This window comes from Streptococcus sp. SO4 (genome assembly GCF_030440055.1).
GTDB classification, from domain to species: domain Bacteria; phylum Bacillota; class Bacilli; order Lactobacillales; family Streptococcaceae; genus Streptococcus; species Streptococcus nidrosiense.
This window is the reverse complement of sequence record NZ_JAQFJI010000016.1, coordinates 21,395-45,810: the sequence shown is the minus strand read 5'-3', so window position 1 is coordinate 45,810 and position 24,416 is coordinate 21,395. Positions and strand designations below refer to the sequence as shown.

Genomic DNA, 24,416 nt, shown 5'->3' with positions numbered 1-24,416 from the left:
CAAAAAATAGGGTGAAAAAACCTTTATTTGTTATGCAAAAAAAATAGAAGATAGGATAGAGAATCACTTTGATGATCTCAATCCTATCTCCTATTCAAATAGTTAGATTACTAACTTAATGACATTGAGCAGATTTGCTTCCTTACTTTTTATTAGTTATTCAAGGCTGCTGCCATTGTAGCTGCAACTTCTGCTTCAAAGTCGTTTGCAGCTTTTTCGATACCTTCACCAACTTCAAAGCGAGCGAACTCAACTACTGAAGCGTTAACTGATTCAAGGTAAGCTTCAACTGTCTTGCTGTCATCCATGATGTAAACTTGTGCAAGAAGTGTGTATGCTTGGTCAACTTTAGTGTTGTCAAGCAAGAAACGATCCATTTTACCTGGGATGATTTTATCCCAGATTTTTTCTGGTTTGCCTTCTGCAGCCAACTCAGCTTTAATATCAGCTTCAGCTTGAGCAATCACTTCATCAGTCAATTGAGCTTTTGATCCATATTTCAAGTGTGGAAGAGCTGGTTTACCAACCATAGCACGGCTTTCATTATCTTGGTCGATAACGTGGTTCAATTGTGCCAACTCATCTTTAACAAATTGCTCATCCAATTCTTTGTATGAAAGAACTGTTGGTTTCATAGCAGCGATGTGCATTGAAATTTGTTTAGCAAGTGCTTCGTCTCCACCTTCGATTACAGAGATAACACCGATACGTCCACCGTTGTGTTGGTATGCTCCGAAGTGTTGTGCATCTGTTTTTTCAATCAAAGCAAAGCGACGGAATGAGATTTTTTCTCCGATAGTTGCTGTTGCAGACACATAAGCCGCTTCAAGAGTTTCACCTGAAGGCATTGTCAAAGCAAGAGCTTCTTCGTTGTTAGCTGGTTTTCCTTCTGCGATCGCTTTAGCTGTTGCGTTTACCAACTCAACAAATTGAGCATTTTTCGCAACGAAGTCAGTTTCAGCATTTACTTCAACAACTGCTGCAACGTTACCATCAACATAAACACCAGTCAAACCTTCTGCAGCAACACGGTCAGCTTTCTTAGCTGCTTTTGCCATACCTTTTTCGCGAAGCAATTCGATCGCTTTTTCGATATCGCCTTCAACTTCAACCAATGCTTTTTTAGCGTCCATAACACCAGCACCAGATTTTTCACGCAACTCTTTAACAAGTTTAGCTGTAATTTCTGCCATTTTGATTCTCCTATATTTTTTAAAAATAGGAGAGCCGGGCTAAGCCCCGCCCTCCTAGGTAATTACTATTTATATGAATTAAGCGTTGTCGCCTTCTACAACTTCAACGATTTCTTCGATTGAGTCTGCTTGAGCTTCTGAAGCTGCAAATTCTGCTTCAACTGCCGCAACAGCATCTTCACCTTGGCGACCTTCGATGATAGCGTCTGCCAATTTAGCTGTAATCAACTTAACTGCGCGGATAGCGTCATCGTTAGCTGGGATGATTACATCGATATCGTCTGGATCTGTGTTTGTGTCAACCATCGCTACAACTGGGATTCCCAATTTTTTAGCTTCTTTAACAGCGATTTGCTCTTTATGTGGGTCAACTACGTACATTACATCTGGAATACGAGGCATATCTTCGATACCACCCAAGAATTTTTCAAGACGTGCACGTTGTTTGTTAAGAAGTGCAACTTCTTTCTTAGGAAGAACTTCAAAAGTTCCATCTTCTTCCATACGTTTGATTTCTTTCAAACGAGCGATACGTTTTTGGATTGTTCCCCAGTTTGTAAGAGTTCCACCCAACCAACGGTGGTTGATGAAGTATTGACCTGAACGTACTGCTTCTTCAGCAACTGCGTCAGCTGCTTGTTTCTTAGTACCAACAAACAATACAACTGCATCATTAGCTGCAGCATCACGCATGAAGTCGTATGCTTGGTCAGCGTATTTTACAGTTTGTTGCAAGTCGATAACGTGGATTCCGTTACGTTCAGTGAAGATGTACTTAGCCATCTTAGGGTTCCAGCGACGAGTTTGGTGACCAAAGTGTACACCAGCCTCAAGAAGTTGTTTCATTGAAATTACTGCCATGAGTATTTCTCCTTTTTGTTTTTTTCCTCTTCTTGATTTCAGCTTGCAAAACGACCCGAAGGCAACAGCTTCACAATTCATCAAGAATGAGTATTATCGTTTACACGACAAGTTACATTGTATCATAGTTGAGCCTTTTTTTCAAGTAATTTTGCTAGTTTTTCCTTCATAACCTAACTTCCCAACAGAAATTTTAAAAAAATTTATTAACTTTAAATAAAAAAACATCCCAACATAAATTGTTACTGCTAAATGTGCAATAACCGCTTATGTTGAGATTCAGATAAATACAAAATATTTCGAGTTGATAACTTAAATATTTTGATATGAAAGAATCTACTTTATATTTTTTGATAGCAAGTGTCATATCTTCATACTCTATGTTATCAAAAAAACAATTACTAAAGATTAAACTTGCCAATAAGTCTTTGACTTTCTACTTGCTACTTCGAAGTTTCTTCCGGATTTTATAGGCTATATTAAACAAGAAATACAATGAGCTAGTTGGGAAATTAAACTCACCAGCAAATTCCTCGATAGTGGGATTAAACTTAGATTTAAAATTAAATAACCCACCCTCTAAATTATTTTCAATTCCACCCATATTATGAGTCTCTGCTCCACGTTCAAATGAATGCTGAACAGTCTCAAACCATGTAGGAATAGCAGGTTGATAATGTCTAAATTCCTCATTCATTCCAGCATATAAGTTTTCAGAAGTTTTCCCAAATTCGATGGTTAAAGTTCCAGACAATGGAACGACACTGTCCCCTCTATCAATATGGCTCTTAAGAAAAGAAATTTCTTCCTCTAATCGTTTTCTCTCTTGCTGATTCTCTTTTATTTTGCCTTCTTTCGTTTTATCAGTAAATTTCTGCGCTATTTTAAGATTCTTTTCGAGTTGCTGCTCAACTTCTTTCAGTCTATTAGGTAAATCTAAGTAGCTCAGTGTGATAAAAGAGTGATCAGGATAAGTAGTCAGTAACTTCTGATAATAATCTTTGCCTCGTAAACTGATATTCTTACGAGACTCTGTTTTCTTCATTAAAAATGAAAATTCATCTAATAAGTCGAGTCCACCGAATTTCACTTCCAATCCTTTATTTCTTGCAGTTCGGATTGCCTGTCTAGTAGACTTGGATAGTTGATCTAGCGAGAAGTTTTCTTTATGAATATTAGCTTGAAAACGAGGTTGTATGTTTTCTGCCATATCCTTTGTCAAACCTGTCCAATGAACTTTGTTTTTTTGCAATTCCTCAACAATTTCAAAAGTTTTAGAATTTTGAATAGTTTCTTGGTCGATAAGACTTCGACTGATAAACAAACTTGGATCAAATTTAATCATTATTGCATGGCTTTTTTTAGCAAGTTTTTTCAATGTTAAAAGCACAAATTTCAGAAGTTCTTTATCTTCATAATTAATAACTGGGCCTCTTGGAATATAGAACATGGAAAATCCTAATGGAAGAGGCTGAATTAAGATGTTCGCTACTCCAACTAGTTGATTCTCTTTATAAAATCCAACTCTCTCATTCCCCCAAGTATCCTTTATCTTGGCCCAATCACTACTCTGCAATAAATTCCCTTGAGGATGATTTTTCAAAAATAAATCCCACTCTTGAACATCAACATTCATTTTATAAGTAAACATAATTCCAGTACCAACTCTCTTAAAATCTTGTTATTATTTCGTTAGATAAACATATTTATTCTAGCTACATATCTGATAATTTTCATCCCATCTTTCATTCCATAATGACAAAAACATTCTGATGAAAATTTTTTATTAATACTATACAAAGGGTGAGATTCATAAAACCTCACCCTAAATTTAATAATAATTAATATGTTAGTTTGGATAAATGTATCTTACTGTACCACGTGATGCTGTAGGATTAAACCATCCACGATAATTTCCGATTGGTTGAGTTCCACTACCATCATAGTTACATTCAGAAACTTGAATACGAGTTGATGATTCAACTGCTGTAACAACTGCTACATGTCCGTATCCTCCATCATCCCATGAAGCAATTGCTCCAACTTGTGGTGTAGAACCTGTACGGAAACCTGCTGCTGCTGCACTAGTAGCCCACTGACCACCATTACCCCAATAATCACCAGCCCATGGAGCCAAGGTCTTAGCACCCCATGTACATTGACCTACAGGGTAACTTGAAGCGTTTGAACTATAAGTTGGTCGTTGACTTACAGTAGTTGCTGCAGGTGTGTAGCTTGATTCATCATCTGATGATGAAGATGATGAAGAACTTGAAGTTGCTTGTACTTGTGCTGCAAAAGTTGTGTTAGCTGAAGCTGCAAGTGATTGTTGTTGACTTGCTTGTTTAGCTTTATAAGCTGCCTCTGCCTCTGCTGCTGCTTTGGCTTCTGCCTCTGCTGCTGCTTTTTTCTCTAGCAAGCTAGCTTTTTCGTTTTCTGCTGTAGCTTTTTCAGCTGCAAGATTTAACTCAGCTACTTTCAATTCTGCTTGTTTTGTTGTCAAAGCTTGAGCATCGTCAGCAAGCGTTTGTTGGTTAGCAATGACTGTATTGATTGCTTCGTTGTTTGCAACTTGTTTTTCAGAAATAGCTTTCTTATCTTCTTTTTGTTGCTGCAACATTTTATTGTTTGCTGATACGATTTCACTCATAGCTGCTACACGAGAAATAGCTTCTGTAATTGAGTCAGAGTTAATAATCGTATTGATATAACTTGTAGCAGTTCCGTTCGTTTGTGCACTACGAGCTTGGTTTTCAAGTGATTCATTACGTGCTACGATATTTTTTGAAAGCTCTGCGATTTCACCTTCAAGTTTTTTAGATTCTTCTTGAAGTTTTTCGTTTTCAGATTGTAATTTTTCTTGCTCTGATTGAATAGCTGAAACTTTAGTTTGAATTTCGTCTACTTGTTTTTGAGCTTCTTTCTGTTGAGCTGTCAAGTTACTAATTTTACTATCTTGAGCAGCAATCTTTTCATCTGTTGTATTTGCTTTAACACTTGAAAGAACAGCTCCTTGTGAGACCAATACTGTACTTAACAAAAGTGATGCTAGGATTTTTTTCTTCATAAGTGTGAATACTCCTTCTTTTACGACAATACTAGTATATCAAAAAAAGGCCTAATAAATATTACGCCTTTATTACAGTTTTGTTTCTTTCTTATAGATATATTTTTTCAAAAATAAACTGGAAAACTAACATCCAGAGACAGTTTAATATCATTGACGGAACTAGACCATAAACGATAAAAACTGTTATACTTTCAGCAGTTAAACCAATCATTTGCGCTAGAAGAAAACTGCCAAACTCAAAAGAGAAAGTCATCATTAAAATAGCTAATAGTCGAGTCCATCTATTTGACAAAATAACTGAGTTGCTTTTATACACTATTGCTCCAATAATCACAAATAGAAGACTAGCGATTCCAATCAAATGGAAGAAATAAATATCATATATAAGCCCTAGAACTAGGCAATAAGCTAAAAACAGATACTCAGATACTTCTATTGTTTCAAACAACAAGAAGATGAAGATAAAGTGGCTCACAATTTGAAAATGTGGAAAAAAACTATTTACAAATTGCCCTAAATGACTGTCTATTAAGACAACTATAGGCAAGAGTAAAAACATCCCTATCTGCTTCAACAGTCTCATGATGGATTCCCCACTAACTCTACGACTTTTAGGTTCATTGGATCGGCATGGAGTTTAACCATAACTTCTCTTGTGAGATAGTCACTACTATGGGTAACTGATACAACCTCCCCTACGGGAATATCTGTAGTTTTAAAGTTGCCCAGACCTCCTGTAACTACCTTGTCTCCTTGGCTGATATCACTACTACTATTTAACTGGCTTATTTTAAGCAAGTCTTTTTCTTTGTCGTACCCAATGATAATGCCATATATACTAGTAGAACCGTGTTGGATTTTAACGGATATTTTCTCCGTATTTTCCGCATTGGTCAATAAGTTGACCACAGTAGAGTTATCTTCAACCTTTCCCACGCTTCCAATCAGTCCTCCACCAGCAATCACAAGCATATTGCTTGTCACGCCTTGTTGAGAACCTGCATCAATTGTCAACTCTTGTTTCCAGGTTGCAGGAGTTCTCATGATGACGTCAGAAGCAATTAACTTGGTTGCATTCAATTTTGACTTCATATCCAATAACTGACGTAGTTGCTCATTTTCTTCCTTCAAACTGTCTGCTTCATTCGTTTCCTTCTTCATCTGATAGAGTTCTTTTTTGAGAGTTTCATTCTCGTTATAGGTTCTGGTCAAACGACCTAAATCAGATTTTACGGAAGAAAGCCATTGAAAAGGCTTTTGCACTATTCTATCGACTAATGAAATGCCATCTCCAGCTTTTGTTACAACTGCACTTGATTGTGTTGTTACTAAAAAAACGGATACTACTAATACAACGACAAATAGAACAATGATATATTTTGATTTTTTAAAACGGTTCATACCTCTACCTTATATTACATTCTAAGATTTTAGCAAAAATAGAATTGCACCCAATACACAAACAAATAATAGCGCTATACTGTCTCTGTTCATCCAATTTAACTGTCGATACTGACTGCGGCCATTTCCACCTTGATAGCCTCTAGCTTCCATGGCTGTAGCAAGAGAATCCGCTCGTTTCAAACTGGTAGCGAACAAAGGAATCAAAATAGGAATCATAGCCTTAACCTTTTGAATTACATTTCCTTCTCCAAAATCTACACCACGCGCCTTTTGAGCATTCATAATGCGAATCGTATCATCCATCAAGGTTGGTACAAAGCGCAAACTCATAGACAACATGAGCCCAATCTCATGAACTGGAACCTTAAATCTTTTTAAAGGTCCAAGCAAGGATTCAACCGCTGTTGCCAAGCTCAATGGCATGGTTGTCAAGGTTAGCAAGGTTGAGAAAAAAATAATCAACACAAAACGACAAAAAATAATTCCTGCCTGCTCAATACCATAGCTTGTAATTTTTATAAATCCCATCTCGAACAAGACGTGACCACCAGAGATAAAGAACAGTTGAAAAAGGGTTGTAAAAGCAATCAGAAAAAACATAGACCGCAAACCTTTTATAAAAAAAGATAAGGGAACTTCTGATAAAACGACAAATATGCCTGTTGCAATGAAGAGTATGAGATTTGTAATTGGATTATTGGCCCAAAAAGCGATGATGATCAATAAAATCATTGCTACTAACTTACTACGAGGATCCAAACGATGAATAATCGAATTTCCTGGTATGTATCGACCTAAAATCATATTATCCATTGATAAACTCCTTAAACTCCTCTATCGTTATCGGCAATTGTTCGAAAGAAATTCCTCTGTCAGCTAGCCTTTGAGCAAATCGTGTGATTTTAGGAACACCCAATTGGATTTTTTCCATAAATTCGACATTTTGAAAGACAAGACTTGGCTTCCCACCCTTAACTAGTTTCCCTTTTTCCATCACATAAACTTGGTCAGCAAATTCAGCCACATCATCCATAAGGTGAGTTACTAAAACAATTGTTATGCCATCTTGATGAAGCTTTTTAAACAAGGCCATCAACTCTTTCCGACCAATTGGATCCAAACCAGCTGTTGGTTCGTCTAAGACCAAAATGCTAGGCTCCATCGCCAAAATTCCAGCAATAGCAACCCGTCTCATTTGTCCACCTGAGAGTTCAAATGGACTTCGTTCAAAGAGTGATTCATCGATTCCTACTAAAGCTAGTTTTTCACGCGCGATAGCTTCTGCCTCTTCTACAGAAACTCCAAAATTTTGAGGTCCAAAAGCCACATCTTTTAGGACAGTTTCCTCAAAAATTTGGTTCTCTGCAAACTGAAATACCAAACCAACTTGCTTGCGAATTTGACGAATTTGCTTATTGACAGATGTTGATGTAATTAATGTATCAAAGACACGAACACTTCCCTCTGTAGGAACCAACAAACCATTCAAAAGTTGAAGGATTGTAGACTTTCCGCTTCCTGTATGCCCAATAATCGCAGTATAAGAGCCATCCTCTATTGACAAACTGACATCTGACAAAGCAGCTGAAGCAAAGGGTGTTCCTTCCTGATACGTATAACTAACATTGTCTAGAATAATTCCCATAAAGCCTCCTCAAGTTCCTCCTCCGTTAGATAGAACTCTGGCAAGTCCAAACCACTGGTACGTAGCGATTCTCTTAATTGGTTGACAAAGGGTTGATCTAAGCCAATTTGATCTAAATCTGATCTAGAAAATAACTCTCTAGGAGTGCTAGTTGACTCGACTTCTCCTTTTTTCATCACCAAAACTCTGTCACTCATGGCCACCTCATCCAGATCATGCGTAATGGAGATGACTGTCATCTGATGGTCTTTGCGAATCTTCTGGACTATCTTAATCAACTCTAATCGTCCCTCAGGGTCCAACATACTTGTAGCCTCATCCAAGATTAAAATATCTGGTCGCAGAGCAACAACACCTGCAATAGCTACTCTCTGCTTCTGACCTCCTGACAAGCGAGCTGGTTCCTTTTTAGCAAATTCAGCCATCCCAACCAATGATAAAGCCTCAGAAACGCGTTTCTTCATCTCTTCAAGTGGGATTCCTTGATTTTCCAGTCCAAAAGCAACGTCGTCTTCAACAGTTGCTCCTACGAATTGGTTATCAGGATTTTGAAAGACCATACCAATCTTACGTCTTTTTTCCCAGACATTTTCTGGAGTTAGGCAATCACCGTCTATCCAAATTTCTCCAGATTCAGCCTCGAGCAAACCATCAATCAAGCGAACTGTCGTTGATTTTCCACTACCATTATGACCAACGATAGACAACCATTCTCCACGTTTCACGTGAAACGAAAGGTTATGAACATCATAATGTTCTTGATCTGCCTGATATCGAAAAGACAGATCTTTTATCTCAATAATCGATTCCATATCTAACGAAAGGTTCCTTTAAACAAATATGCGCTTCCCTTGAAATAATCATAACCAGAATAAACTGTGAAGAATAAGGCAATATAAAGAGTTATCTGACCAAGCACATTCCAGTGAAGTAGCAAGAATATAATCGCAAACATCTGACTAAATGTCTTGATTTTTCCAGGCATAGCAGCAGCTAGAACAGTACCTCCTGTTTCAACTAAGAGCAAGCGCAAACCAGTGACTGCAAGTTCACGGCAGATAATAACTGCTACCACCCAAGCTGGTGCCATCTTTAGACCGACCAACATGATAAAGGCTGACATGACCAATAATTTATCAGCCATTGGATCTGCAAATTTACCAAAATTACTAACCACTTGCCATTTTCTAGCTAAATAACCATCTAGATAATCAGTGATACTGGCAATAGCAAAAATAACTGCTGCTATTTTATGTAACACAGGAGATGGCCCAACTGATAGAAGGAGAATAAAAATCGGAATAAATAAAATTCTACCAAGCGTAAGCATATTAGGAATATTCTCTTTTTTCATGTTATCCTTCCTTTAGTTTGAACTTAATGTTAGAGTAATCCAACCAGTTTGACCAGTTAATTTTGAAGTGTCAATTTCCTTATTATCAATTTTCACCGATACTCCTTTAACAACACCCAATGTTATGGTTACTGGAGATCCTTTAGAGATGGTTGTTTTGGCTGTTTTATTATTAGGTTCAAGAGTCACTCCTCCTGCTAAATCAGTATCCGAAACACTAATCCAGCTTGTTGTATCTGTTACAGATAAGTGAAGATCCGCAGAATCTTTAGATGTCTTATATTCCACTGACAAAGTATCTCCCTGACCTGAAACAGTCAAAGTAGTTGCCTCACTCGAACTTGATGAACTAGTAGCTTGACTACTACTTGATGCTACACTACTAGAGCTACTTGTTGAACTCACAACACTATAAGTTGCTGCAGAAGATGCAGTTGGTTGGGTTTGAATATAATTCCACACATAGTAGGTTACAAAAATTAAAATTGATAAAGAAAAAAGAACAAAGTAAAATAGCGGGAGAAATGAATTTTTCTTTCGATTAGACCGTCTACGTCCTGAAAGTTCAATCTCATCTACATCAACTTCTTCATAAGTAATCATACTTCCCGAATCATAGGCATCTAGAACGATATTTTCATCTAATTCAACAGCCCAAGCATACTTTCTCAAAAATGAACGAGCATAAAAAGTACTCGGTAGTTTGTCAAAATCATCTGACTCCATTGCCTCCAACAAATCCAGCTGAATATCTGTCTTTCTGTGCAATTCCTCTAAGCTCAGTCCTTGGTTAATTCTTGCAAGACGTAAGACCTCACCAATTGTTTTTTTTCTCATACTTAACATTCCTTCTTTCTAGTGTATTTTCTAGCGATTATATCGGGAAAATTGTATAATCAACCATATCGCTATTATCTATCAAATCATGTCCAGCCTCTAGAACATCGTCTAAAGTAATTTCCTGCAAAAGTTTAGGAAGGTCAAACAGGGTAGAACCTGTATCGGTTGGATGATACTGAGTAGCAATGTATTCAAGGGAATCCATACTATGAAGAAATTCTCCATACATCTCAGTTTTTACAATATCCAAGTGATCCTCAGTTACATCCTCATCTTTCATAAAATTGCGAATAGCTTTGCGAAATTGATGAGAAAGTGCCACAGGTTCCTTTGTATCCATTGTTAATATCACAAAATGGAAACGAGGATCAACTTCTATTTCTAGAGACAGGGAAGCATCCAGTTTACCTGTCTCATATAATTTTTGAAATCTTTGTGAAGTCCAACCAAACATCATTGTAAACAACAATTTCAATAAAAGATGATAACGATACTGATCTCGATTTCCGATATCTTCATTTCCTCTAATACCGATTGCTAATTTTGGAGAAGCCACCTCCATCCGTAAACTTTCAGTAGTCTTTACAGGATGTAAAGGTATTTGTTCTCTCTTAAACTCATGTTTTTTTTCTTGAGGATGAGATTTCTTAGCAAAATAATCTTCAAGCAGTTCAAAATCAAAATTCCCCACTAAAAAGATATTACTATTGACAGGTCTGTAAAACTCTTTAAAGTTCTCTTTTAAATCCCCCAAACAAATAGCATCAATAGAGTTTTCACTACCAACAATATCTGAAGCTAAAGGACTTTCTGGATAGAGATTTGCCAAAGTCTTGAAAAATAGACAAGAATCCGGATCATCCTGATACATCTCTCTTTCCTGCTGAATGATATCCTTTTCGCGCTCCACAGATTCTTCAGTCATATTGAAAGTAGTGACAAGTTCTTCTAGCAAATCTAAACACTCTAGAACATTTTCAGAAGTCGAGAAAAGATAGCTAGTGTTCGTAAAGCTCGTAAAGGCATTACTTTCAGCACCCAACTCTGTAAAAGCTGCCATAACATCTCCAGAATCTTCTCTTTCAAAAAGCTTATGTTCTAAGAAATGAGCGATTCCTTGTGGATATTGTTGTAAGTCCTTATCACCCACTGTAAACCTTGTGTCAACAGAACCAACTTGGACACTTACAACACCATAAACCTCGTTAAAGTCCTTTTTAGGTAGTAAAGTAACTGTCAAACCATTTTCTAAGCTAGTTTGATACAAAGTTTCTTTTACAGCAGGATAATATTTCTTTTGAAAAGTAGGTCTGGTCATTCTGCTCCTTCCATAAAATAAATAGCCTGCAACTTAAAACTGTTTGCTGCTTCACAAATTGCTTCTCTATCAACTTGTTCAAGCTTATCGATTAAAGTTTTTGTGTCAAGATTCGCTTTTCCAAAAAAAGTTGACAGATAATATTTATCGACGATAGAATCTTGATTATCCTGAGCTAGTAGTAAAGAGCGACGAATCATTTGTTTGGTCTGATCAATTTCCTTATCTGTAAACTTGCCATTTTTTATGTCAAGTAACTGATGATTCATCAATTTTCTTACTTTATTTCGATTTTGCCGATCAATTCCAGCAAACAATCGTAAAAATCCACTAAAGAGATCCAAATGACTTGATACCGTATAGGCCAGTCCTTCTTTTTCTCGCACTTGGGTAAATAGTTTCGAATGAGGAAAGGCTCCTAAAAGACCATTGACAAGAAGCACTGCCATCTGTTCTTCATCACCATATGCCACTGAACTATGGTAGCCCATCTCTAAAACAGACTGTCCTAATCTCTTTCTAACAATACCTTCTCTAAGAATATTAGAATAGGGTTGCTGATATTGAATGTTTACAGCTGATTTACGACCTGTTAAAGGAAATTTATGTAAAAACTCTAAAACTTCAATTTCATTAAAATCACCTAGGAAGAAAATATCTATTTGGTTTTCTTTTAGCATTTTTTGATAGCTTGAAAAACATGTTTTTGAAGTCTCCTCTGAAATTCTAGAAATCAAATCTTTAGGAACTAGCTGCATTGATTCTTCTTGGAAAAACAATTGATCTAACTCTTTATGTGCAAAGAAGAATGGGTCTTCCAATTCTGATTCTAGCCTTGATAAGATCTGTTTTTTCTCGATGTCAAAAGCATTTTTCTCAAATCCATCCTCATCCGACAATGGTGTAAACAGAACCTGGTGCAGTAATTCTAAAATTTGAGAAGTTAATACGTTTTTCTTACTTAAAAATTCATCACGCACATAGGTAATATTCAAATCCACAAGATGACTTTGTCCCCTTCGATAGGCGTGCGCTGACAAATCAGTTCCATACAAGGTTGATAAACGTTTTCTAAACAGTTGAGCAGTTGGATAACTTTGGTTGGCAGTTTCAAGCATACTGGCACTTAACATGCGACTTGAAATTGAATCCAAAGACAATGGAGCTGTGAAACGCACAGTAATTTTATTGGTTTTAAATTTTTTTGATTGTATAAAATGCACTGCAATTCCAGGTACTAACTCCATCTCTTACCTCCTTCTACATAGAGTTCTATTATACCATGAAAAGAGAAAATTTTCTTGTTCTCTTTACCCCTTTTAAAATTAAAAACGCTTTCATTTCTAACGAATTTACCTCTGCCATTTCAAGGTAAAATATGGTATAATACCAAAGATTGAGGTGAACTATGGAATACAAATTATTTGAAGAATTTATCACTCTCCAAGCTCTCTTGAAAGAACTTGGTATTATACACAGTGGCGGAGCCATTAAATCCTTTTTAGCTAACCATCTTGTCTACTTTAATGGCGAATTGGAAAATCGTCGTGGGAAAAAAGTAAGAATCGGGGACTCCATCGACATTCCTGATATGAAAATACAAATCATTCTGACGCAACCGAGCTTAGAAGAACAGGAAGAATATCTCCAAGAAAAACTTGAGAAAGAACGTGTGACTAAACTTGTCAAAGAAATGAATAAGACGGTCAAAAAAAAGCCAACAAAAAAGACCCCGAAAGCTAAAACAAAAAGTGCACCACGTTTCCCAGGTAGATAAGTATGTGGCTAAAAAACTTATCCATCAAGCAATTTAGAAACTATCAGGATACCGAAATTGAATTTAATCCTAAATTAAATGTATTTGTGGGTCGAAATGCTCAAGGAAAAACTAATCTTCTGGAAAGTATTTACTTTTTAGCTTTAACTAGAAGTCATCGGACAAAGACAGATAAGAATTTAATTCGATTTGAAGAAGAACAACTTCAAGTTTCTGGAATTCTTCAAAAACGAACGGCTACTGTACCACTTGAGATTGACTTAACCCCAAAAGGTCGGATTACGAAAGTCAATCACTTAAAGCAAGCTCGGCTATCTGACTATATTGGACACATGAATGTTGTTCTATTTGCACCCGAAGATTTACAACTTGTCAAAGGAGCACCTGCTATCCGACGTAAGTTTATAGATATGGAACTAGGACAAATCAAACCCATATACTTGTCAGATTTGTCAAGCTACAATCATGTGCTCAAACAAAGAAATACCTACTTAAAGTCAGCGAATCAGATTGACGAAACATTTTTATCTGTTCTAGATGACCAGCTAGTAGACTACGGTTATCGGGTGATGGTCCACAGAGAAGAATTTATCAAAAAAATGGAATCTTTTGGTCGTAAAAAACACTTTGATATTTCGGACAAATTAGAAGAGTTGTCAATTCGTTATCAACCATCTGTAAACTTCACTGACAAGGAAAAACTAGCAGAATCTTTTTATGCAGCACTTCAAAAAAGTAGAGCAAGAGATTTATTTAAGAAGAATACTGGAGTTGGTCCTCATCGGGACGATATGATTTTCTTAATCAATGGAATGGACGCAAGCTTTGGAAGTCAAGGACAACATCGTAGCCTTGTTCTTTCTATTAAACTAGCTGAAATTGAATTAATGGAGAGCATTACAAAAGAATCGCCTATACTTTTACTTGACGATGTTATGAGTGAACTTGACAATACTCGTCAACTTAAATTATTAGAAACTATATCTCAAAATATTCAAACCTTTATTACAACAACTAGTTTAGAGCATCTTCAAAACTTACCTGATAATCTCAGTATATTTAATGTAAATAGCGGTCAATTATCTGTAAACTGATATTTACATTAATGTAAACAATAAAAAATCTCCTGTTTTACAGGAGATTTTTTATTACATTGAGTAGTTTGGTGCTTCATTTGTGATTTGCACATCGTGTGGATGGCTTTCTTTTAGACCTGCACCAGACATTTCGATAAATTGAGCATTGTCATGCAATTCTTTAAGGTTAGCTGCACCACAGTAACCCATACCAGATCGGATACCACCAATCATTTGGAATACGATATCAGCTGCTGCTCCTTTATATGCAACACGACCTTCAATTCCTTCTGGAACAAGTTTGTTTGCTTCATTGACTGAGCCTTGGAAGTAACGGTCACTTGAACCCTTCTTCATAGCAGCGATTGAACCCATACCACGGTATGTCTTGAACTTACGTCCTTGGAAGATTTCAGTTTCTCCTGGAGCTTCATCTGTTCCTGCAAACATTGATCCAAGCATTACTGCATTTCCACCAGCAGCAAGGGCTTTAACAATATCTCCAGAATACTTGATTCCACCATCAGCAATGATTGTTTTGCCATATTCACGTGCAACTGCTGCTGCATCATAGATAGCTGTAACTTGTGGAACTCCTACACCTGCGATAACACGAGTTGTACAGATTGAACCTGGCCCAATACCAACTTTAACAACATCAACTCCTGCTTCATAAAGAGCACGTGCACCTTCAGCAGTGGCAATATTTCCGGCAATTAGTGTACGGTCTGGGAAGTGGGCACGGATTTCAGCAATTTTACGAAGAACACCTGCTGAGTGACCATGGGCAGTATCGATAACAATGGCATCTGCTCCTGCTTCAAAGAGGGCTTCAGCACGTTCAAATGTATCAGAAGTGACACCTACCGCACCAGCAACTAGAAGACGACCAAACTCATCTTTAGCTGCATTTGGAAACTCTATCACTTTTTCAATATCTTTAATCGTTATCAAGCCAGAAAGACGACCTTCTTCATCAACCAAAGGAAGTTTTTCAATACGGTGTTCTTGAAGAATGCTCTCAGCTGTTTCAAGATCTGTTCCAACAGGAGCAGTAACAAGATTCTCGCTGGTCATATGATTTGAGATTGGTTGATTGTAATCTGAAATAAAACGAAGGTCTCGGTTTGTTAAAATACCAACCAATTTACGATTTTCAAGAGTTTCAACCACTGGAACACCACTGATACGGTAACGTCCCATGAGTTCATCTGCTTCTGCAATTGTATGCTCTGGAGTCAAGAAGAATGGATCAATGATAACACCATTTTCAGAACGTTTTACCTTACGAACTTCATCTGCCTGCTGTTCAATAGACATATTTTTATGGATAACACCAAGACCACCTGCACGCGCAATAGCAATAGCCATTTGGCTTTCTGTTACAGTATCCATGGCTGCTGTAATAATTGGGATATTTAAAGTCAAATTATCTGCCAATTTTGTTGTTAAATCCGCATCATTAGGCAATACATGACTCTCTGCTGGAATAAGCAATACATCATCAAAGGTAAAACCTTTTTTCAAAAATTTAGTGTCCCAATTAGACATTGAAGTTTCCTCTTTTCTTTCTTTTTGAGCTTGACGCTTTTTGTATTGTATCTATCATACCATTCTATGAAAATTTGTCAATTATATTGATAATAGATAATGTAAAAAACTATCCCTTTAATTTTAAAGAAGAGATAGTTTTAGAGTTCGTATTTTATCTATTAATGAAAGTAATTTAGACCCATTGCTGATTTTACTTCTGATAGCGTTTGGCCAGCAACTTCCCGAGCTTTTTCACTACCTTTTTGTAACATATTATACACTTCACCCATATCTTTAGCATATTCTAGGCGACGTTCACGGATTGGACCAAGTTCACGTTCTAGGATTTCAAGTAGATACCGTTTTGTCTTAACATCACCTAGACCTCCACGTTGATAATGCTCTTTCATGTCAGCAATTTCTTGAGCATCTTCAGGACGTCCGAATACGTCTAAGTAATGGAAAACCATATTTCCTTCAATCTTACCTGGATCCTCAACACGAATGTGATCTGGATCTGTATACATACTCATTACTTTCTTACGCAAAGTATCTGCATCATCTGACAAGTAGATACCATTATTAAGCGATTTAGACATTTTGGCATTTCCATCAAGACCAGGTAAGCGACCTGCTCCTTCATTTTCAGGATAAATTCCTTCCGGTTCTACTAAAACATCACAATTATAGGCATGATTGAATGAACGCACAATCTCACGCGTTTGTTCAATCATCGGTTTTTGGTCTGTACCTACAGGAACATAGTTAGCCTTAAAAGCTGTGATATCTGCTGCTTGAGCAATTGGATAAACTAAAAATCCAGTTGGAATACTTTCTCCAAATCCTTTCTGAGCAATTTCTGTCTTTACAGTAGGATTACGCTCCAGACGAGCCAAAGACACTAGATTCATATAATACATAGACAACTCTGCCAATTCTGGAATTTGACTTTGAATGAAAATCGTTGATTTATTAGGATCTAATCCCACTGCAAGATAGTCCAAAGCAACATTCCCAATAGACTCTACAATAGTTTGTGGATCTTTTGCATGGTCAGTTAAAGCTTGCTGGTCAGCCAAAAAAACAAACATGTCATATTTATCTTCTTGCTGTAATAAGACACGATTTTTTAAGCTACCAACGTAGTGCCCAATATGTAATTTCCCCGTTGGACGATCTCCTGTTAAAATAATGGGTTTATTCATCTTATTCTCCTTTGATATAGTCCTTTCAATTATAGCATTTTTTTGATAAAAAGACAGGTAATTTTTTTTATCAAATAATTACGATTTTAACTCCTCAACTGTAAACTATCTGTAAATATCCTTTACAAATAATTGACAGATAAAAATTTGAATATTTGCTGATTTTCTAGTAGAATTAGAGTATTACATATAATAGGAGAAAAAAATTGCTAACAGTATCTGATGTTTCACTACGTTTTAGTGATCGCAAACTTTTTGATGAGGTCAACATCAAATTTACAGAAGGAAACACCTATGGTTTAATTGGTGCTAACGGTGCAGGTAAATCAACATTTTTAAAAATCTTAGCTGGGGATATTGAACCTACAACTGGTCATGTTTCTCTTGGACCTGATGAACGTCTTTCTGTGCTTCGTCAAAATCACTTTGACTATGAGGATGAACGTGTTATTGATGTTGTTATCATGGGTAATGAAAAACTATACAACATCATGAAAGAAAAAGATGCTATCTATATGAAAGCAGACTTTACTGATGAAGATGGAGTTCGTGCAGCTGAGCTTGAAGGTGAATTTGCTGAACTAGGTGGTTGGGAAGCTGAGAGTGAAGCTTCACAACTCTTGCAAAACTTGAATATCCCTGAAGATCTTCATTATCAAAATATGAGCGAACTCGCAAATGGAGACAAAGTGAAAGTACTCCTTGCTAAAGCTCTATTTGGTAAACCAGATGTCCTTCTTTTGGATGAGCCGACCAACGGTTTGGATATCCAATCTATTACTTGGTTAGAAGATTTCTTGATTGACTTTGATAACACTGTTATTGTCGTATCCCATGACCGTCACTTCTTGAACAAAGTATGTACTCACATGGCCGACCTTGACTTTGGAAAAATCAAACTCTATGTCGGAAACTACGACTTCTGGAAAGAATCTTCTGAGCTTGCTGCTAAATTGCTAGCAGACCGTAATGCTAAAGCAGAAGAAAAAATTAAGCAACTCCAAGAATTCGTTGCTCGTTTCTCTGCTAATGCTTCTAAATCAAGACAAGCAACATCACGTAAGAAAATGCTTGATAAGATTGAACTTGAAGAAATTGTGCCATCCAGTCGTAAATATCCTTTTATCAACTTTAAAGCTGAACGTGAAATCGGAAACGATCTCTTGACAGTAGAAAATCTATCTGTCAAGATTGATGGTGAAACTATTCTTGACAACATCAGCTTTATCTTGCGTCCAGGTGACAAGACAGCTCTTATCGGTCAAAACGACATTCAAACAACTGCATTGATTCGTGCGATCATGGGTGATATCGACTATGAAGGAACTGTCAAGTGGGGGGTTACAACTAGTCGCTCTTACTTACCAAAAGACAATTCAGCTGATTTTGCTGGGAGTGAATCCATCCTTGACTGGCTCCGTCAATTTGCAAGTAAAGAAGAAGATGACAATACCTTCTTGCGTGGTTTCCTTGGTCGTATGCTCTTCTCTGGAGATGAGGTTAACAAACCTGTAAACGTCTTGTCAGGAGGAGAAAAGGTGCGCGTGATGCTATCGAAACTCATGCTTTTGAAATCAAATGTTCTAGTACTTGACGATCCTACTAATCACTTAGATTTGGAATCTATTTCAAGTTTGAACGATGGATTGAAAAACTTCAAAGAATCAATCATCTTCGCCAGTCATGACCATGAATTCATTCAAACATTGGCTAACCACATTATTGTCCTATCTAAAAACGGTGTAATCGACCGTATCGATGAAACCTATGATGAATTCTTAGAAAATGCTGAAGTACAAGCAAAAGTCAAAGAACTTTGGAAAGACTAAATAATACTTTAAAGCTCAGTTGGATTAACCAACTGAGTTTTCTAACATTCTATGAGGTAACATGAAAACATTTTTCAGAAACTATTGGACCTATCTTATTTCTTTCATTATTCCCCTAGTAATTATATTCGGAGTCTATCTTTCTCAAGGTATCTACTGGAATAGTGATACTTCACCTTTATTGGGGGATGGATTTCATCAATATGTTATTTTTGATCTAAATCTTCGTAATATTTTACATGGGAGTGATAGTCTATTTTATACTTTTACCAGTGGTCTAGGTCTCAATTTTTATGCCTTGTCCAGTTATTACCTTGGTAGTTTTCTATCTCCTCTTGTTTATTTTTTTGATGTATCAAGCATGCCAGATGCAGTTTATCTTTCAACCTTGTTGAAATTTGGCTTGATAGGTCTGTCAACCTTTTTTAGCTTGAGTATAATATTCAAAAATCTACCAGCCCCACTCAGATTATCTTTATCTACCTCATATGCATTAATGAGCTTTACAGTTAGTCAACTTGAGATTAAAACCTGGTTAGATGTTTTTATTTTAATCCCCTTAATTTTAACTGGTTTACATCTACTCATAACGGAAAAAAAACGTATTCTATACTTTACAAGTTTGTCAATATTATTTATCCAAGATTACTATTTTGGTTATATGACTGCCCTGTTTTTGGTAGTTTGGTATTTTTGCCAACTTTCCTGGGATTTTAAAAGTCGCAAGTATTCTTTCCTTGATTTTTTCCTAACATCCTTACTCGCTGGTTTAACAAGTTTCATCATGACACTCCCAACCTTGTTTGATTTAAGAACTCATGGTGAAAAACTAACCGCTATTACAAAAATAAAAACAGATGCCAGTTGGTATCTAGATCTGTTTGCTAAACAATTCATTGGTGCTTTCGATACAACTAAATATGGTTCCATCCCAATGATTTTTGTTGGCCTCCTTCCTTTTATATTAACAATTGTATTCTTTACATTAAAATCAATTAAGTTTCACGTGAAACTATGCTATGCAACTCTACTCATTATCATCATTGCTAGTTTTTATCTAGAAGCCTTAGATTTATTTTGGCAAGGAATGCACGCGCCAAATATGTTTCTTCATCGCTATGCGTGGATTTTCTCTACTCTTTTGATTTATATATCTGCGGAAGTTTTAAATAGATTTAAGGATATTAAGTTATGGAATATTTTATTCTCAATAACTTTACTTTTATCTGGCTATCTGGCAACCATTTATTTTAAAAATCATTATTCCTTTTTAACTAAACTAAATATACTCTTAACGCTTGAATTCTTAGTGGTATACTTACTGTTATTATTAGCACTTATTAAAAAACTGATTTCTCTAAAAATCTTTTCAATTCTTATTTTGATCTTTACAGTAAGTGAAATTAGTTTTAATGCTTCATCTCAACTAAATGGAATTACGAAAGAATGGGGATTTGCTTCTCGTAGTACCTATGATAAAGATATTCCAAGTATGGAAGCTATTTTGGAGTATACCAAACAGCAACCAGATACATTTACACGAACTGAAAAGTTACAAACTCAAACTGGAAACGATAGCATGAAATTTAACTACAATGGCATCTCACAATTTTCATCTGTTCGTAATCGTTCTGCAAGTACAACGTTAGATAAGTTGGGTTTTAAATCTTCAGGTACCAACCTTAATCTTCGTTATGCAAATAATACTATCATTGCAGATAGTTTATTTGGAATCAGCTACAATATTTCTGAAACCTATCCAGATAAATATGGTTTTTATCCAAGCTATCAAAAAGATAATCTAACCCTTTATAAAAATCAATTCGCTCTCCCAATTGCTTTTGCTACACAGTCTCTTTACAAAGATGTCACTTTTAATGACCATACTCTTGATAACCAAACTCAATTTTTAAATCAAATTGCTGGCTTAAATGAAGAGTACTTTTATCCGATAAATCATCATACAGACTCTGGTGACAACGTGGTCAATCTAAACGGAACTGATACTGAAGATGCAACTATCAGCTACAGTATTGAAGTACCTGATAATAGTCAGGTTTACCTTTCCATGACCAAGCTAAATTTTTCAAATGATAAGAAAAAGCAAGTTGACATCATTGTCAATGGTGAAAAAAAATCCTTTACCACAGATAATGCTTTTACATTTTTTAATCTTGGATATGCAGAACATAAACAAACTTTTGATATCCAGGTTAAGTTCCCAGGAAATGCTCAAGTATCGTTTGAGTCTCCAACTTTCTATCGCTTAGATACTAAGAAATATACGGAGGCTATACGCAAAATAAAAGAAAATCCAGTAGAAGTGAGCTCTTATAAAAATAAAGTCACTGTAAATTATAAGGTAAAGAATGAGACATCGATCTTTTTCACAATTCCTTACGACCGAGGATGGTCTGCTTACCAAAATGGTAAAAAAATACAAATTCAACAGGCACAAACTGGATTTATGAAAATTGATGTTCCTGAAGGTGAAGGAACTATTACCCTTTCCTTTATTCCAAAAGGATTTGTTGCTGGTGCAAGTTGTTCTCTTATAGCCATTATTGTCTTTATTTTTTATGATATTCAAAGAAAAAAATATTCTAGATAAAAAAAACAATCGACCGAATTGGTCGATTGTTTTTAGTCTTCTTCAGCTTTTTTAGGTTGATAGGCTAGCATTCCTAAAGCAACAAAAATCATTACTGTAAAGATAAGGAAAATAATCTGACTATGAATATTACCTGTCATAGAAATGGTTTGTCGTAGACCTGAAACTGAATAACTCATAGGTAACCATGGATTAATAGTTTTAAAGAATTGATTCGTCAAAGCTAAAGGATAAGTTCCTGCACTTGATGCTAATTGAAGGAGTAATAAAATTAAAGAGAAGAAGGCGCCTAGGCGAGAATTCCAGGTTGTCAATGCTGTTACCATCGCCATGAAAGCAAGACTGGTTAAAATAATCAAAGCAAAAGTTTTGAATTCGTGAACTGCAGTCAGTCCGATTAAATGTACTCCACCATAAACTAATACTCCTGCCAAACCAGCAATGATACCGTTAATTTCAAAGCGAGACTTAAACCAAGCCCAGCGACTTTCTGGATGACGCCCAGAAGGCAATTTAGCAAAAATCATATTAGTTGAAATAGCAGCAACAAAAAGAGCAACTGATATCATATACGGAGCCATGGCAATCCCATTAACAGCAACTTGATCCGTATCAGTTTTTGAAAGACTTAGAGGATCAGCCAGTAAGTCTGCATTTTTTGGTTCAGTTGAAGCCTTATTCAATTGTTTATCAGCCTCTGTCAAACCTTGATTTAGTTGACTTGAACCATCACTTAATTTTCCAAGTCCTGATTGTAAAATTTCTGATCCTTGAGCAAGTTGATCTGCTCCACTAGCTATTTTTTCAGAACCATTAGCCAGTTGATTTGCTCCTGAAACTAGCTGGTCTGATTTATCAGCTAATTGTTGAGAACCCGCTTGTAATTGATTAATTCCAGCAGTTAAATCTGATGTTTTATTGTTTACTTGGTTGACACCTGATGCAAGTTTATCAATTCCTGTTGCTAATTCTGGCCCATTCGCTGCTAACTTAGCAGTAGCACCTGTCAATGTAGAAGATTTTTCTGTTAACTGATTAGAGCCTTGTAGCAACTTATTGAAACTTCCTGTCAAGTTCGAATTTTTCGAACTCAACTGACTTGCTCCTAAAGCTACTTGGTCTACAGATTTTGTATAGCTGTCAATACCAGATGCAAGAGTTTGACTAGCTGGCAATAACTGACCGTCAATTGCTGTTTGAACCTGTGTTAATCCGCTTGACAAACTTGTCAATGTTGAAGAAGCAGTTGGTAATAATTGACTTGAGTGATTCTTTAATTGAGTTAGACTATCTGTTTGAGTGGTTACATTTTCTAAAGAAGATTGTAACGTTTGAACTGTAGTTAAAATTGTTCGTGCTGACTCACTAGCAGAAGATGATTGATTAGAAACCACAGAAGTTATCTCTGCCTGTTGGTCAGGAGTTAAGCTTTGATAAGCACTCGTAGATTGAATAGCTGATAAAGTAGTTTCTTTTTCAGATTGATTTGAAGTAATGATGCTTTGTGCTGAATTTGCAATCGTTGATAGACTACTAGAAAGCTGGTTTGTTACTTGTGTTATCTCTCCACTATCTGCTGTTTGAATATTTTGAATAGCTTGATTAAATTTCTCTAAACTAGTTGCTAATTGTTTAATCTGATCTTTTTGTTGGTTTGCACCATCTAATTGAGTAGAAAGTTCTTGAATACCTTGATTAAGTTGTGTTAGTCCTGTACGTAGAGTCTCTGATTTAGTAGAAATCTGATTTGCACCTGATGATAGACTTTGAACTCCATTTGTATAAGTATCAATACCAAGTGAAAATTGATTTAATCCTGAATTAAGTTGAGAAACACCACCTGTATAGGCTTGTGTGCCTGCATCAAGTTGAGTCAATCCTGATACCAGTGCCGGTGTCTGTGAATTCAGTTGGTTTAATCCATTGTCTATTTGTGAAATAGCGCTGGTATATTGATTTAAACCAGTATTAAAATTACCAAGACCAAGATTTAACTGATTTACACCAGCTGTATAGGTTCCTAATCCTGTAGATAATTGATCAGCACCATTAGAAAATGTGAGACTCGATTGAGCTAAGGTTTGAAGATTGGTTGATAAGGTTTGACTCCCATCCGAAAGTTGATTCGAACCATCAGCCAACTGTAAACTTGCATTTGCCGCTTGAGATAAACCAATTTTTAAATCACCCATCTTCTTAAATAAAGCTTTGGTATAAGATTGAGTAACATTAGTAGCCACAGTCTGTTTGATTTGTGTCATGGCAGAATCACTCATCTTGCTTGCAATAAAACTATGACCACTTGATGTCTGATAGTCAATCGTCATCTGTTCAGGATGATTTGTAAGGATAGAAGAAGCTTTCTCAGAAAGATTACTTGGCAACGTTACAACCATGTAATAATCTCCATCCCGCAGTCCTCTTTCTCCCTCACCTTCATCTACAAAATGAAAATCCAGACTATCACTATCTTTTAAATTAGACACCATGTCTTCACCAATAGTGAGTTTTTCATCATTATAAGTAGCAGCTTGGTCCTTATTAACAATTGCTACAGGTAACTCCGAAAGTTTACCGTATGGATCCCACATTGATGATAAGAAAATGATATTGTAAAGAGCTGGAATTAAGGAAATTCCTATCATGACAATAATAAATGTCGGTTTTTTAAAGATTGCTTTCCATTCTTTAAACATATTG

The 24,416-nt window shown here is 36.2% G+C and carries 20 protein-coding genes; 4 read left to right on the top strand and 16 right to left on the bottom strand.

Annotated features, from left to right (window positions below):
- Nucleotides 1–152: 152 nt before the first annotated feature.
- The 13 genes from tsf to PCY08_RS09270 all read right to left on the bottom strand — a co-directional run bounded on the left by tsf (nt 153) and on the right by PCY08_RS09270 (nt 12,932).
- On the bottom strand, nt 153–1,193 hold the full coding sequence (tsf, locus tag PCY08_RS09330) for a translation elongation factor Ts (RefSeq protein ID WP_000808094.1): 1,041 nt from the start codon (nt 1,191–1,193) through the stop codon (nt 153–155).
- A 78-nt stretch (nt 1,194–1,271) separates the two neighbouring features.
- Entirely contained in the window at nt 1,272–2,054 is a 783-nt protein-coding gene (gene rpsB, locus PCY08_RS09325; protein ID WP_000268462.1) for a 30S ribosomal protein S2, read from the bottom strand.
- 436 nt (nt 2,055–2,490) lie between these two features.
- Nucleotides 2,491–3,705, bottom strand: coding sequence for an aminoacyltransferase (locus tag PCY08_RS09320; protein ID WP_223140377.1), 1,215 nt, complete (start codon nt 3,703–3,705; stop codon nt 2,491–2,493).
- A gap of 198 nt (nt 3,706–3,903) precedes the next feature.
- Nucleotides 3,904–5,121 carry a peptidoglycan hydrolase PcsB gene (pcsB, locus tag PCY08_RS09315; RefSeq protein WP_301560157.1) on the bottom strand — a complete coding sequence of 406 codons (1,218 nt, stop codon included), beginning with the start codon at nt 5,119–5,121 and terminating at the stop codon, nt 3,904–3,906.
- 91 nt (nt 5,122–5,212) lie between these two features.
- A complete protein-coding gene (gene mreD / locus PCY08_RS09310; RefSeq protein ID WP_223140375.1) occupies nt 5,213–5,707 on the bottom strand; it encodes a rod shape-determining protein MreD in 495 nt (164 codons plus the stop codon).
- Nucleotides 5,704–6,525, bottom strand: coding sequence for a rod shape-determining protein MreC (mreC, locus tag PCY08_RS09305; protein WP_049509967.1), 822 nt, complete (start codon nt 6,523–6,525; stop codon nt 5,704–5,706). The genes mreD and mreC overlap by 4 nt, the downstream gene beginning before the upstream one ends.
- A gap of 21 nt (nt 6,526–6,546) precedes the next feature.
- Nucleotides 6,547–7,341, bottom strand: coding sequence for an energy-coupling factor transporter transmembrane protein EcfT (locus PCY08_RS09300; RefSeq protein WP_000369587.1), 795 nt, complete (start codon nt 7,339–7,341; stop codon nt 6,547–6,549).
- Nucleotides 7,334–8,173, bottom strand: a complete 840-nt coding sequence (locus PCY08_RS09295; RefSeq protein ID WP_301560156.1) for an energy-coupling factor transporter ATPase — start codon at nt 8,171–8,173, stop codon at nt 7,334–7,336. The genes PCY08_RS09300 and PCY08_RS09295 overlap by 8 nt, the downstream gene beginning before the upstream one ends.
- A complete protein-coding gene (locus PCY08_RS09290; RefSeq protein ID WP_301560155.1) occupies nt 8,158–8,985 on the bottom strand; it encodes an energy-coupling factor ABC transporter ATP-binding protein in 828 nt (275 codons plus the stop codon). Before PCY08_RS09290 ends, PCY08_RS09295 begins: the two co-directional genes overlap by 16 nt.
- Nucleotides 8,986–8,987: 2 nt before the next feature.
- Nucleotides 8,988–9,527, bottom strand: coding sequence for a CDP-diacylglycerol--glycerol-3-phosphate 3-phosphatidyltransferase (gene pgsA / locus PCY08_RS09285; RefSeq protein WP_049530373.1), 540 nt, complete (start codon nt 9,525–9,527; stop codon nt 8,988–8,990).
- Between the two features lie 12 nt (nt 9,528–9,539).
- Nucleotides 9,540–10,364, bottom strand: a complete 825-nt coding sequence (gene rodZ / locus PCY08_RS09280) for a cytoskeleton protein RodZ (RefSeq protein WP_080936287.1) — start codon at nt 10,362–10,364, stop codon at nt 9,540–9,542.
- 37 nt (nt 10,365–10,401) lie between these two features.
- Entirely contained in the window at nt 10,402–11,685 is a 1,284-nt protein-coding gene (locus PCY08_RS09275; RefSeq protein ID WP_301560154.1) for a pitrilysin family protein, read from the bottom strand.
- Complete coding sequence (locus PCY08_RS09270; protein WP_301560153.1) at nt 11,682–12,932, bottom strand: pitrilysin family protein; 1,251 nt, start codon at nt 12,930–12,932, stop codon at nt 11,682–11,684. The genes PCY08_RS09275 and PCY08_RS09270 overlap by 4 nt, the downstream gene beginning before the upstream one ends.
- A 161-nt stretch (nt 12,933–13,093) precedes the next feature.
- Here PCY08_RS09270 and yaaA point away from each other — a divergent pair, with 161 nt between their 5' ends.
- Together yaaA and recF are read left to right on the top strand one after the other, a co-directional pair.
- Nucleotides 13,094–13,462, top strand: a complete 369-nt coding sequence (gene yaaA, locus PCY08_RS09265) for a S4 domain-containing protein YaaA (RefSeq protein WP_301560152.1) — start codon at nt 13,094–13,096, stop codon at nt 13,460–13,462.
- 2 nt (nt 13,463–13,464) lie between these two features.
- Nucleotides 13,465–14,556, top strand: coding sequence for a DNA replication/repair protein RecF (gene recF, locus PCY08_RS09260; protein ID WP_301560151.1), 1,092 nt, complete (start codon nt 13,465–13,467; stop codon nt 14,554–14,556).
- Nucleotides 14,557–14,610: 54 nt separating this feature from the next.
- Here recF and guaB read toward each other — a convergent pair whose 3' ends face one another.
- Nucleotides 14,611–16,089 (bottom strand): IMP dehydrogenase, encoded by a 1,479-nt coding sequence (guaB, locus tag PCY08_RS09255; RefSeq protein ID WP_301560150.1) that lies wholly within the window; start codon nt 16,087–16,089, stop codon nt 14,611–14,613.
- Between the two features lie 161 nt (nt 16,090–16,250).
- On the bottom strand, nt 16,251–17,276 hold the full coding sequence (gene trpS / locus PCY08_RS09250) for a tryptophan--tRNA ligase (RefSeq protein WP_001039667.1): 1,026 nt from the start codon (nt 17,274–17,276) through the stop codon (nt 16,251–16,253).
- A 206-nt stretch (nt 17,277–17,482) separates the two neighbouring features.
- On the opposite strand from trpS, the gene PCY08_RS09245 reads away from it, so the two are divergent.
- Nucleotides 17,483–19,105 (top strand): ATP-binding cassette domain-containing protein, encoded by a 1,623-nt coding sequence (locus tag PCY08_RS09245; protein WP_000958799.1) that lies wholly within the window; start codon nt 17,483–17,485, stop codon nt 19,103–19,105.
- 61 nt (nt 19,106–19,166) lie between these two features.
- Entirely contained in the window at nt 19,167–21,716 is a 2,550-nt protein-coding gene (locus PCY08_RS09240; protein ID WP_301560149.1) for a YfhO family protein, read from the top strand.
- Between the two features lie 32 nt (nt 21,717–21,748).
- Here the strand turns inward: PCY08_RS09240 and PCY08_RS09235 are convergent, their stop codons facing one another.
- The gene (locus PCY08_RS09235; RefSeq protein WP_301560148.1) at nt 21,749–24,412 is read right to left on the bottom strand and encodes a YhgE/Pip domain-containing protein; all 2,664 of its coding nucleotides are present in this window, start codon (nt 24,410–24,412) and stop codon (nt 21,749–21,751) included.
- Nucleotides 24,413–24,416: the final 4 nt, after the last annotated feature.